Source organism: Cupriavidus sp. UME77 (assembly GCF_014170355.1).
In the GTDB taxonomy this organism is placed as follows: Bacteria; Pseudomonadota; Gammaproteobacteria; order Burkholderiales; family Burkholderiaceae; genus Cupriavidus; species Cupriavidus basilensis.
Genome location: NZ_LZZU01000055.1, coordinates 210,489 through 223,440, shown reverse-complemented (window position 1 = coordinate 223,440; position 12,952 = coordinate 210,489). Strand labels below are relative to the sequence as shown.

Here is a 12,952-nt window from a genome sequence, read left to right as displayed (position 1 = left end):
GTTACGTGACCGCATTGCCCTGTGCATGACGGTACGTCGTCTCTAACCCACACATCGCAAGGATCGGCCCATGGGACTTCGAGATTTGCCGTTCAATTCGGCGCGTGCCGTCACGGTCAAGGGCACCGGCCTGCCCGCCCTCCTTGGGCAATCGGCGCTGACCTTCTCCCGCCTGAAGGGACGGGACGGGGTCAATACGCTCTTCGTGTACGAGATTGAGCTCAAAACGCCTGACAGCCGCCACGTGTGGTTTGGCCCGGAAGCCAACCTGGACCTGCAGGCAATGCAGGGGAAGGAACTTACCATCGAGATTGAACTCGAGGGTAGCGGCACCGGCCTGGCCGGGAATGTGGGCGCCGGCACCCGTGAGATCACCGGCATTGTGCATGAGGTCCAAGGCCCGATCATCATCGGGCGGCAAGCCGTCTACCGTTTGACCCTGCGCCCCTGGCTCTGGCTCGCCACGCGCACCACGGACTACAAGATCTTCCAGCAGAAGACCGTCGTCGAGATCCTGGACGAACTGCTGGCCGACTACACCTTCCCTGTGGAAAAGCGGCTCGATGTAGCGCGCTATCCCAGGCGAGAATACCAGGTGCAGTACGGCGAGACGGACTATGCATTCTTCAAGCGCCTGACCGAAGAATGGGGCATCTCATTCTTCTTTGAACACTCGGAAGGCAGGCACCGGCTGGTGCTGACCGATGGCAACGGCGCCTTCCGGCGCTTCGCGAGTCCCGCCTACCACACCCTGCGCTGGTACCCCAGCGCCGACCGGGTCGACGAGGAGCACCTGTTCGACTTCCAGATTGTCGACAAGCTCGTGTCCGGCAAGTGGACAGCGAACGATTACGACTTCGTGAAGCCGCGGGCCGATTTGACCGTGGGCACCGCCGATCCGCGAGACACTGCGCACGCAGACGGCGAGATGGTCGAATGGCCCGGCACCCATGCACAGCCCGCCACGGACAATGATCCCTGGCAGGAGGGCGATATGCTCTCGCGCATCCGCATCGAAGCGATCCGCCAGCACGCCAGCCGTGCCAAGGGGCGCGGCAATCTCCGCGCCGTGGTGCCCGGCTGCACCTTCAAGCTGACGCATCACCCGAGTCGATCGGCGAACCGGGAATACCTGGTCTTCGCGACGGTGCTGGAGATCGAGGACGTGGCAGAGGCTTCCGGCCAGGGTCAGCAGTGGCGCTGTGACATCGCCTTCGAGGCCCAGCCCACCAGCGAGATCTTCCGGCCCGATCGCAACCAGGCGCGGGCGCGCACCTTTGGTCCCCAGACCGCCACCGTCGTGGGTCCCGACAACCAGATGCTGTGGGTGGATCAGTTCGGGCGCGTGAAAATTCAGCTTCACTGGGACAGGATCGGCCAACGCAACGAACAAAGCTCCTGCTGGGTGCGCGCATCCTCGAACTGGCAAGGCGACAACTACGGCGCCATTCACCTGCCACGCATCGGCCAGGAAGTCATCGTGGACTTCCTCACCGGCAACGCCGACTGCCCCATCATCACCGGCCGGGCGGCCAACCGCGTCAACAAGCCCCAGTGGAACCTGCCCAGCCAGCATGCGCTGTCGGGCTTTCGCAGCAAGGAGTTGTTCGGCGAGCGCCACAACACCTTCGTGCAAGACGATACCCAGGGCGAGATCCAGACCCAGATCGGCAGCGATCACCAGGCCTCGATGCTCAGCATGGGCTACATGGTGCGCATCCCGGATGCCGACGGGCGCAAGGACAAGCGCGGCGAAGGGCTCGAGCTGCGCACCGACGGTTGGGGGGCGGTACGCGGCGGCGCCGGGATGCTGGTCAGCACCGAGGCCCGGCACGACGCGCAGGGCCATCACAAGGATCTTGGCGAAACCGCTGCGCGCCTGAAGAACGGCCAAGAGATCCAGCGCACGCTGGGCGAGGTGGCCGATCACCAGCGCGCACTCGACGGTGAGCAGGTCAAGGTCGCGCACGCCGCCCAAGCGCAGCACGACGCCATCAAGGGCAGCGGCGAGCAGGGTGAACTGTCGCAACCGGTGCTGGTGCTGGCCAGCCCCGCCGGCCTCGCGGCCACCGCCGGCGAGGATATCCATCTGCACAGCGCGCAGCACACTGCGATCTCGAGCGGCGAGCACCTTACCCTCGCCACCGGCAAGAGCTTCCTGGCCAGCGCGGCCGAGCGCCTCGTGCTGTTCGCGCGCAAGCGAGGACTGCGCTTCATTGCGGCCAAAGGCAAGATCGAAGTGCAGTCCCACGACGACAACATCGAAATCATTGCTCAAAGGGTGCTGATGCTCATCAGCGCTCAGGACCGGATTGAGATCGTTTCGCCCAAGGCGGTGACATTCCTGGCCGGTGGCAGTTACCTGAAGGTCGGTCAGGGGGGCATCGAGGAAGGCACGCCGGGCACCTGGAAAGCGCATGCGGCGACACATGGATGGCCAGGGAAAAAGTCCCTGACCATGCCGGTGGCCATGCCGCCTTCCGGCGTTTGCCTGCCCTGCGCCGTGCAAGCGGCGCAGCAGGGTTCTGCCGTGACCGAACGCAGTGTCCCCGGGGCAAGGCAATGACCGCGAGCAATACGAGCATGACACACGCCGATTGGACGCAGCCAGCGCTGCGCCAGATCTTCCGGCAAGCACTACTTGCTGATGCGCGACGCTGGTTGACAACGAAGACGGGACAAGAAACGGTGGCGTCCTACGCCTTGATAGATGCAGGCCAGCTTCACCTTACCGAGGTCGATCTGGACGCCCTGCTTCAAAAGCTCGGATTGTCATTTGAGCCCATCCTGCGTCATACGCCGGAAGCCCAGTTGGAATCTGTCGGCCCCTACCTGATCGATCTGGGCAACGCGAATGAAGGCGCCCTCGAAGCGATCGTCGGCTTGATGGAATACGGCTGGACGGTTTGCTTTCTCAGTAGCCGATTGCCGGACTTCAAACTTCATACCCACCTGCGAGGCTGCCTGAACGGCCTTCTGGAAAGCGGCGATTCGGTGCAACTGCGCTACTACGACCCCCGGGTCATGGCGTCACTGCTGACAATAGCGCCGCAGATCATGCGCACTGCGCTGCTGGCGCCGCTCGACACGCTAGCCTTGTGGGACAGAGAACTTGGCTGGCAAATCACCGAAGGAAAGAACAGCCAGCAGTTCCAATCCGAACATGCGTGCTTCGCGTTACCCGATACGTTGATATCTGCACTTGGCAGAGCCGGCGAGCCCGATCTGATCCTCAGCCTGATCGTTACAGAAGACATCAGGCAGGGCGAACTCGACGCGCTGGCTCCGCACCTGCAATACCAGATTGTTAATGATCTGATTCGGCGCGCACGTCAGCATGGTCTCGCAACGCAGGACAGCATCCGACTATTTGCCTCCATCGGACTGCGCACCCACCCGCTGTTCGACGAGGCGCTACCGCACGTTGCGCAGGCCTTGGCAACGAAGGACAACGTGGCGGGCTCATTCATGCGCGCTGTCGCCACATCGGCCGACTCGGATTGGGTGCTCGCGCACACGGTGGGCCAGCAACACCTGGCGGCGCAACGCTCACGCTTTGCCAGCCTGCTTGGACCCGGCGCATCCGGACTCGCGCGCTGACTACGATCTGCAATGGAATCCCCGATGGCATCTTCTGAACTCACCCCTGCCGAGAAGGTACGAACCAGCTTCACCAATGTCACGCACGAGCCTAAGATAGCGGGTTGCGTGGACTGCGAAGAGAAGGCACCGATCCGGGCCGTCATTCTTAGTCCAAATCTCGGCACACCGCTAATCCTGCCGCCAGGGCAGAACAAGTGCAGCATCTTTATCGCCGCGGAGCCTCTCGCGAATCAGTACTTTGGCGTTGGCTTTGACGCGCCCCTTCGGCCCACGGAGTACTTCGGCAACAAAGTCCTCAACACCAAGTATGGGGCCGTCTTCGTGGACCGTCACCTGCGCCTGTACCCCATCAAGGGGAAGCAGACCGCCAAGGAGACCAAGGACACCATGCTGTTTGCCGACGGCAAGGCTGCGCCGCTTGCCATGGCTGCGGTACGGGTCTGGCAAGTAGGCGCATTCAGGGGCGGCATGATGGTGAACCACAGTGGCGAGCCAGTGGCCATCATTCGCCCGGCCACAGTCAAGATGTATTCCGGACTGAGCCACATCTACGAGATCGAAATCGATCTGTCCAAGCTGCCGGGCGGCGCGAGCCTCAGTACCATGTGCACCTTCGCCTGGATGGTGCCGGTGCCGCAGAAGTACGTGCAACGCCCCGAATTGAAAGGCGTGGAGATGTGGGAGTATCAGGACCAGGTGATCCTGGATTTCCTGGACGCGCAGAAGACCAATCCCCAGCGAAGCCACTACCCCAACCTGTATGAGTTCGATCTGAAAGCGCCGTTGTCGGCAACGGCCCTGCCAAGGCAAACACCGGAGACGACGCATCGCCTGATGGCGTGGCACCCGATCATCCGCAGCAAGGCCACGGCCCTCAAGATCGGCCATCTCTCCGACGTGCACGTCAACGCCAGACAAAACGCGCTGGCAAAATCCCCGGCCCATCTGCTGGAGTTGCCCGGCGGCGCTCCCGCGCCCGAGACGCCGGCCAAGCCGCCGGCTTCCAACCTGTGCAATAGCTTCATTGCGCTGCACGGCCTGGTGGAACGCTTCGGCAAGGGTGACTCCGACACGCCAAAGGCTGACGCCCTGGTCATCACCGGCGACCTGCTCGACTTTAACCGCAACCTGGATCCGGCTGCGGTGCCGGCTGACAACATAGGCGAACAGTGGAAAGCGTTCAATGTTCTGAACAAGATCGGGGACGGCGCACTGTACAAGCGCGGACTGGACGACATGCTGGTGTATTCGCTGCTGCGTCATGCCTACCGCGAACTGAACCTGCCGGTGTTCCTGACCACAGGCAACCACGAGGCGTACCAGATACCCTACGGCATCTCGCCCCGCCAGAACCCCTGGGTGCTGGCTGCCGGGGTGCTCGAGGACGAAGGCGCCTTCGGCAAGGCGCCCCATGGGCTCAGGCCGGTCAACCTGGGGGCCGCCGGGCTTGCCAGCGCAGCGACCAAGTATAAGTTGCTGGCAGCAATCGGCAAGGATGCTTATCTTACCCGCAGTCCGGCCGATGTCTATGCCGATGCGGACCGCGCCAGTGAGTTCGTTGAGGCAAAGGCCAATGATGGCATCGCGGCCGATCACAACCTGACCATCTACGAAGCCTGTCTGGCCTATGGGCCAACCTACCCTCAGGTGCTTACCGCGAAAAACTACGACGCAGGCTACTACGACTGGTTCTTCATCCTGTTCACACCGCTTTCGGACTGGCGCCATGTCTACGGCACGCAATACATGCTCGGCCTGGACTGGGGACCGGAAGAGGAGTATGTCAATCTGTCGGGAACAATGCCGCTGCGTGCGGACAAGCAGGGAGCGGGCATCCTGCCGCGCGCCAAGCAAGCCATCAGCGATGCGCAGCGTGCACTGCTGAACAGGACCCAGTACCTGGCGAAGAGCAAATACCATGGACAGATGCTGCTGTTTTCGCACTTCACATTCGTCAACTATGACACCAAGGTGGCCTTCTCCGATCGGGACCGCATGTTCGTGCCGGCCAATGCGCTGGGCGACTGCACCAAAGCAGGAGAAAACAGCGGCGGCTGGAACTTCAATAATATGGGCACCTGCGAACGCAATCTGGCCTGGTTTTTCCAGAACTGCGCCAACCAACGCAAGACGGGCGGTGTGGACGTGCATTTCAGCGGGCACTCGCACCGCGCCGGCGTGTACACCACGTCCCAATCGGAGCAAGGAAGCGTCGTACACGTCGTCGGTGCTTTCGACCCCGGACTGCAGCCCAACGACAAAGCCAATGCGATCGAGCCCGGCGTGACAAAGTTCGTCGTGAGTTCCTGCGGCGGGCCGATTGGCGTGCAGAACCTGAATCACGAACTGGGTGGCTGGACCCTCACGCCGCCCTCGGGCACGCTCTACGACAGCACCGCAAAGTCGCCATTCCGGCAGATCACCTATACCAAGGGCAGCGCGCAACCGCGTTTGGCAGTGGCGCTGGATTACATGGAGATCAGCGACGCCGAACGGGTGCTCCAGTGGGAGCCTGCCAAGGGCAGTACCATCTTCCTGGTTGTTGGGCCGAAGACGCAGAAGCTTGAATGCATTGTGGCAATCAGGCTTTGGGGATTCAAGAAGAACACGCTACAAAACGACAGCGGCACATGGATGCCATTTGACACCACGCTCAAGTTCCGGCACCTCGCCGGAGGTAGCGCCCACGAATCCCCGGTGGCAGCGCCGCAAAGCGGGGTCTACGAGATGGCCCTGCCGGCCGCCAAGCTCGCCGATGTCAAGGAACTACAGGACGCGAAAACCACCCGCTGGTTCTGCGAGGTCAAGCTCAAGGCGCCAAAGGGGTTTCCGGCTAACCACTTCAAGCTCGATTCATGGTTCTTCCCCGTGGAATTCCGCATACGTAAAACCGGATACGGGCCCATGCCCGTGCTGCGCCGACGGCTTGGCGAACAGGGCGAGGTGCCTGATTGGGACTGGCTGTCCAAAACCCTTGGTGAAACCCGATATCCCGTCGCCAATAGCGTTACTGGCGTAGACACTCAATGACCAGCCGCCGCCGCTTCCTCGCGCTGCTGGGCATAGCCAGCCTCACCACTACCGGATGCACCAGAATGACTGCCAAGAAGATTGAAGAAATGCCGCGCGAGTATGCCTTGCTGATGGACCCGGAGAAGCGCCGCAAGGCATTGGGAGATCAGCGGCTGAAGATCAGCAGCGCAGATTTTGGTCTGGGCGGCACGGACTTCTACAAATTGGAGTGGGAAAACATCCACTTCTACGATTGCATCTTCTATGGCGTATTTCATCTGTTACGCATGCGCAATTGCGTGTTCGAACATTGCCAGTTTCCAGGCTCCAATTTCCAGGCCTCTGCCATGGAGGACGTTCTCTTCCTCCGCAGCGATACGATGGGCCGGGCTTACCTGATGGCACCAAGTGGGAAAAACGTCCGCTTCGTCGAATGCGATTTTGGCGGGAAGAACCCTGATCTCAATCAATATGGTGCCATCTACTTTAAAGGAGATGTTTCCTATGAGCGCTGCACCGGCCAGTACATGGATATTGGTGGCAACAGTATCGTCAGCTATCGCGACTGCAAATTTGGGAGCATTGATGCAAAAAATGGGACTTGGGACAATGGCAAGCAGTACCGCGCCACGGTCACCATCGACAACTGCACGTTCAAAGGGGAGACGCAAATCGCGAGATCGTCCCTCACCAGCCTCACCATCCGCAATAGCAAGTTCGATATCCTGGAGATCGGCCAATCCGACGTGCTGGGCGATGTCCTGATCGAGGGCGTGCAGGCTGGCGCGATGGTCGATATGTTCGCCAACGCTCGCTCCATCACCATCCGAAACAGCAGGTTCAGGGGCGTCAATGTCAACCCCGAGGAAAGCTACGACAAGCTCTATCGTTCGCTCGACTGCTTCGTTTCGCTTGGGGACCGCAAGAACCTGAAATCCGTTGTGCTGGAGAACGTGGAATGCGGGCGCGATGATCAGAGCGACAGGAACGTGGCGAACCAAGTTGGTGAGACCGTTTCTGGGTGCTGGATCATGGGAGGCCAGGACAGTACAGTGATTCGCAACTGCACCATCCCGAAGGCCGCACTGTGGCTGGATTCCGCTGACGTCTTGATCGACAACTTCACCGCCGACAAAGCCAGCTTCGTCACCAGCAAGATTGGCTCGCTCACTTTCCGCAATACCAACATCATCAAGGCCATCGACTTCACCGGCGTCCAGGTACAGAAACTCGATGCCAAGGGGCTGGTCCGATATACAGGGCAGCAGATCCTGACCGATGGCAGCAATGTCCGACTCTGAGCGCGGACTGGATGACCTGCTGGTGTATTCGCTGCTGCGTCATGCCTATCGCGAACTGATACCTTTCTCCTTGCGCAATGCGCTAACCATCGTCAAGCGTGCACAACGCTCACAAAATACATGAATCCTGATCAGAAAGAACGTCGGCTTTCCGCATCGCAATGCATTGGCATCGGGATGCTTCTCACAGTCCTTTCCATGCCAGTTGCCATTCTTTTCTTGATGCTGATAGCTACGCTGCTATCGACGCTGAGTATTAAGACTGACGGTTCTTTTGGTTTCATCGTCAGCGGAGTTGGTTGGCTCTATACGACATATCACGTTTTCTCCATCTTATCCCACAGGAAGCGATGGAATTATTGGGCACCACTCGTTATATTTGGGATGCTTGCCGGCATATGCTTGATTTATCTGCTTGTATTGATGTGGATTATGCCCATTTCTACGGTGGTCGGATGTTGTGGCCGATAGGGCCGCATTGGCTGGCGAGCCGAGCACGATCTCGGTGACGTGGATAGGTGGGTGATTCGATCCTGGTACAGAACCGCGAACCGACTCTCGGCGGCCACGCTGTGTTGCATGGAACTACTGCGCGGCGTAAGCGTTCTGCGAACACGCACATCCAGCGCTTGCGACCAACCGACATGCGCCGGGCCATCCGCTAAGGATTGTGTTCAAAACCCGCACAATGCCTGATATCCATGAGCAGGCTTGGCAGCCACAATGAGCGCATGAAACAGACGGACCTCGGCTTGGACTTGAGCAACCGGCGCACGCGCGTGTTTCTTGACGAGATGCAGCGCGTGGTGCCGTGGCGTGAATTCGTGGCGCTGGTTGTGCCGCCAGCGAAAGTCGAAAGTGGTGTACGGGCGGGGAGTTGAGGCAGGGAGTTGAAGGCGGTGGCGGTTTCAACTGAGAATCTGATTGTCGAAGTCAGAAACCAGCACAAGGAAACGCTCCACCATGCACGGACCGAAGACATACAGCCGTTGGCTGCATGACTGAGGCGACAACGAGATTGACGCGCGCCGCTTGCTCCGCGCCTGCGCAGTACTGTTCCCGCTTCCGTCAGCTTCTTGACGGCCCGGGGGCATGCGGTGGATGGTCAGCGACCATCGCTGCCTATCGATTTTTCCGCAACGAGGAGATCGAGTGGACAGACGTGATGCGGCCTCATTGGAGCGCACTGTGGCCAGGGCGGGTCGATATTTGGCGCTGGTAGCGGGTGTGACTTTTTGTTGCGGCTGGGTTAGGCTGCATGGCGCGACGCTATACTTCGCTCGTCGCTGCAACCACAGCGGCCGGGTTTAGCAGCCCGTTTAGGAAGGCGGACAACCGCCGCCAGGCGGTTTTTGTCCGTCGCGCCTTCGCACGTCCCTATGGGCGGGCCTTGGCGGGGGAGCCTTCGGGCTCGCTGGTTCCTTCTTACCGGTCTGCTAACCTCGCCATGCGCCCGCCCACCCCGATTAGCAGCGGGGAGCGGGGTCGAAATCGCTTAAGAAGGAGGCACCTCCATGCCCCAGTCTTCGCTCGCCCATTCCGGGCAAATCGCATCCCCCAAGCTCCCCATCATTCGCCAGCGCCTGCGCGCACCCCAATGGAGGGCGCTCGATGTATAACTACCCGCGCTACAACATCACCGCCCAACGCACAGGCCGCGATACCTTCCTGACCGCGCATGCTCCATCCGAAAGCCCGCTAAGCCTTGCCGCGGAAAAAACCGCGCAGCTCAATGCGTTGTTGTCTGTCGCCGTCGAGAACGCGGCGGGCGGCACCTTCTGCAACCTTGGTGAAGAGACCCAGGCCCATCTGCTTTCGCTGGTGGCCGTGCTTGCGCACGAGACGCTGGTGTTGAGCGAACTGGCCGCCGCGATGGATGAGCCGGAGGGCGAGAGTGGCGATGGATGATGCCAGCGCGCTGCCACGGCTTGAGGGGTGCGGAAAATTCCCAAATTCAATGCACACCGGTTGAAAAACGCAGCAACATGCCGCTGTGGGCGCGGCAACAGCTAGAATCGGCCATCGGGCCAGCCTTACCGCTGCCTTGCCGCGCCCCGCTGAATCGCACAGATCTCCGCGACAAGGGAGCCAATCCAGACTTCGAATTCCGCATGCGTCTCATCATCAAGCGCCTTTCCTTGCTGCTAGCCCTGGCTTTCAGCGTATCCGCAAACGCCGCGCCGGGCGTGGCCCAGGCGCCGGCGCCTGCCGCCGCGAAGCTGCCCGGCGCGGCGCCGGCGGAAGTTGTCAGCGTGGAAGGCATTACCGAGTACCGGCTGCCCAACGGCCTGCGCGTGCTGCTTGCGCCCGATGCTGCGCAGCCCGTCACCACGGTCAACATGACCTATCTGGTCGGCAGCCGCCATGAGAACTATGGCGAGACTGGCATGGCGCACTTGCTCGAACACCTGCTGTTCAAGGGCACGCCGGCGCTGCCGGGCAACACCATTGCGCAGGAGCTCACGCGCCGCGGCATGCAGTTCAACGGCACCACCGCGTTCGATCGCACCAACTACTACGAGAGCTTCACCGCCAGCGAGGAAAACCTCGACTGGGCGCTGAAGATGGAAGCGGACCGCATGGTCAACAGCTTTATCGCGCGCGAGGCGCTCGACAGCGAGATGACGGTGGTGCGCAACGAGATGGAGCGCGCCGAGAACAATCCCGGTGGCATGCTGATGCAGCAGATGCGCTCGGCCGCCTATCGCTGGCACAACTACGGCAAGGCGCCGATCGGTGCGCGCAGCGACGTGGAGCACGTCGCCATCGGCAACCTGCAGGACTTCTACCGCCGCTATTACCAGCCTGACAACGCGGTGCTGGTGGTGGCGGGCAAGTTCGACGTGGCCGCCACGCTCGCGCGCATCGGCAAGTACTTCGGCGCCATCCCCCGGCCCACGCGCGCGCTGCCAGTCCAGTACACCGTGGAGCCGCCGCAGGAGGGCGCGCGCGAGGTCACGCTGCGCCGCGTGGGCGACTCGCAACTGGTCGCGGTGCAATATCACATCGCGCCGGGCGCGCATCCGGATACGGTGGCCCTGCAACTGCTTGCCGATATCCTGACCGATGGCTCGGGCGGCCGCCTGTACAAGGCGCTGGTCGAGAGCGGCAAGGCCAGCTGGCAGTCTGGCTCGGTATCGGGCATGAAGGATCCCGGCTCGGTGCTGTTCGCCGCCGGGCTGAGCAAGACGCAGGATCTCGAAGCCGCGCGCCAGGTGCTGGTGGCGCAGGTGGAGGGCTTTGCCGCCCGGCCGGTGACGCAGGTGGAACTGGACCGCGCCCGCACCCGCCTGCTCAACAGCTACGAGCGCCTGCTGGAGAATCCTTCCGGCTACGCCGTCGCCTTGTCCGAGGCCATCGCCAAGGGTGACTGGCGCCTGCTGCTGGTGGCACGCCAGCAAGCCGAGCGCGTCACGCTAGCGGACCTGCAACGGGTCGCGCAGAATTACCTGCGCGCCAGCAACCGCACGCTCGGCCGCTTCATTCCCATCGACATGCCCGGCGATGCGCCGGCCGAGACGCTGGCCCGGGCCTCCATGCCCGCCGCGCCGGACGTCGCCGCGCTGGTGGCGGCCTACCAGGGCAAGCCGCCCAAGGCCGCGGTGGCAGCCTTTGATCCCAGCCCGGACAATATCGAGGCGCACACGCTGCGCGGCAAGCTGGCCAACGGCATGCAGTTCGCGCTGCTGCCCAAGCCCAGCCGCGGCCAGACCGTCAACGGCACGCTGAGCCTGCGCATGGGCGACGTCACCAGCCTGCAAGGCCAGGACGCGGTCGGCAGCCTCACCGCCGCCATGCTGATACGCGGCACCACCCGCCTGGAGCGGCAGCAGATTGCCGACCGCCTGTCTGCGCTCAAGGCGGTGGTGTCGGTCCAGGGCGATGCCGAAGCGGTCACTGTGCGTTTTGAAGCGCGCCGCGAAACGCTGGCCGACACACTCGCGCTGCTGCGCGACATCCTGCGCGAGCCGAGCCTGCCCGCCGCGGAGTTCGAGACCCTGCGCGCCAACGCCATCGCCGGCATCGAGAGCGGCCTGGGCCAGCCCGAGGCGATCGCATCGAACGTGCTCGGCCGTCACGGCAATCCCTACCCATTGGGGGATCCGCGCTATGTCGGCACCCCGCAGGAGGACATCGCGGCGCTGCGGCAAGTGCAACTGGCCGACCTGCGCGCCTTCCACACGCGCTTCTACGGCGCGAGCCACGGCCAGGTGGCGCTGGTCGGCGACTTCGACCGCCAGGCGGCGCAGGCGCAACTGGCCACGCTGTTCGGCGACTGGCAGGCCCAGGTGCCCTATGCCCGCATCGAACGCCCCTTCGTGCCGCTGGCACCGGCCCACCTGACCCGCGAGACGCCGGACAAGGCCAATGCCATCTACCTGGCCGCGCTGCCGGTCGCGCTGACCAGCGATGCACCGGAATATCCGGCCCTGGTGATCGCCAATCGCGTGTTCGGCGGGAGCGCGCTCAAGAGCCGGCTGGCGGATCGCCTGCGCCAACACGACGGCATCAGTTACAGTGTCGGCAGTTTCGTTCAGGTAGGTGCGCTCGACACCAACGGGCGCTTCGGCATGCAAGCGCTCTATGCGCCGCAGAACCTGGGCAAGCTCAAGCGTGGCGTGGAAGAGGAACTGTCGCGGCTGGCAGCCGCCGGCATCACGCCGGAGGAGCTGGCACAAGCCAGGAGTGGCCTGCTGCAGCAAGGCACACTGGCCCGCACCAGCGATTCCGCGTTGGCCGGCACGCTCGCCAGCCAGCTATTTCTGGGGCGCACGATGCGCTTTGTCACGGAATACGAGCAAGGTATCGCCACGGCGACCGTCGAACAGGTCAATGCGGCCATCCGCAAGCACCTGGACCCGGCGCGGGTGGTGCATGTGTATGCGGGAGATTTTTCTGTCACGGCAGTGCAAGATGCCGGGGCGACGATAAAGACAATAGAGGCAACAAAGGCGATGAAGGCAATGAAGGCGAACGGGCCGGCAAACGAAGCCGTGACCGTCCCCTAAAGGGCAATACTGGAGGAAAATAGTGGC

Annotated in this window: 8 protein-coding genes and 1 pseudogene; all 9 read left to right on the top strand. The window is 62.3% G+C overall.

Features of this window, described 5'->3' with window-relative positions; genetic code table 11:
- Window positions 1–70 precede the first annotated feature (70 nt).
- The 9 genes and pseudogenes from A9975_RS22980 to A9975_RS22940 all read left to right on the top strand — a co-directional run bounded on the left by A9975_RS22980 (window position 71) and on the right by A9975_RS22940 (window position 12,925).
- A complete protein-coding gene (locus A9975_RS22980) occupies window positions 71–2,566 on the top strand; it encodes a type VI secretion system Vgr family protein (RefSeq protein WP_183034808.1) in 2,496 nt (831 codons plus the stop codon).
- 17 nt (window positions 2,567–2,583) lie between these two features.
- Complete coding sequence (locus A9975_RS22975; RefSeq protein WP_183034807.1) at window positions 2,584–3,600, top strand: DUF4123 domain-containing protein; 1,017 nt, start codon at window positions 2,584–2,586, stop codon at window positions 3,598–3,600.
- Window positions 3,601–3,624: 24 nt separating this feature from the next.
- Window positions 3,625–6,633, top strand: coding sequence for a metallophosphoesterase (locus tag A9975_RS22970; RefSeq protein ID WP_183034806.1), 3,009 nt, complete (start codon window positions 3,625–3,627; stop codon window positions 6,631–6,633).
- Window positions 6,630–7,916 (top strand): hypothetical protein, encoded by a 1,287-nt coding sequence (locus A9975_RS22965; protein WP_183034805.1) that lies wholly within the window; start codon window positions 6,630–6,632, stop codon window positions 7,914–7,916. Before A9975_RS22970 ends, A9975_RS22965 begins: the two co-directional genes overlap by 4 nt.
- Complete coding sequence (locus A9975_RS22960) at window positions 7,894–8,040, top strand: hypothetical protein (RefSeq protein ID WP_183034804.1); 147 nt, start codon at window positions 7,894–7,896, stop codon at window positions 8,038–8,040. Before A9975_RS22965 ends, A9975_RS22960 begins: the two co-directional genes overlap by 23 nt.
- A gap of 607 nt (window positions 8,041–8,647) precedes the next feature.
- Window positions 8,648–8,776 (top strand): annotated as a pseudogene (locus A9975_RS22955) (IS5/IS1182 family transposase); the annotation flags it as partial.
- Window positions 8,777–8,913: 137 nt separating this feature from the next.
- On the top strand, window positions 8,914–9,138 hold the full coding sequence (locus tag A9975_RS38160; protein ID WP_254615713.1) for a transposase DNA-binding-containing protein: 225 nt from the start codon (window positions 8,914–8,916) through the stop codon (window positions 9,136–9,138).
- 389 nt (window positions 9,139–9,527) lie between these two features.
- Window positions 9,528–9,824, top strand: a complete 297-nt coding sequence (locus A9975_RS22945; RefSeq protein WP_183034803.1) for a hypothetical protein — start codon at window positions 9,528–9,530, stop codon at window positions 9,822–9,824.
- Window positions 9,825–10,027: 203 nt separating this feature from the next.
- Entirely contained in the window at window positions 10,028–12,925 is a 2,898-nt protein-coding gene (locus A9975_RS22940) for a pitrilysin family protein (protein ID WP_255503378.1), read from the top strand.
- Window positions 12,926–12,952: the final 27 nt, after the last annotated feature.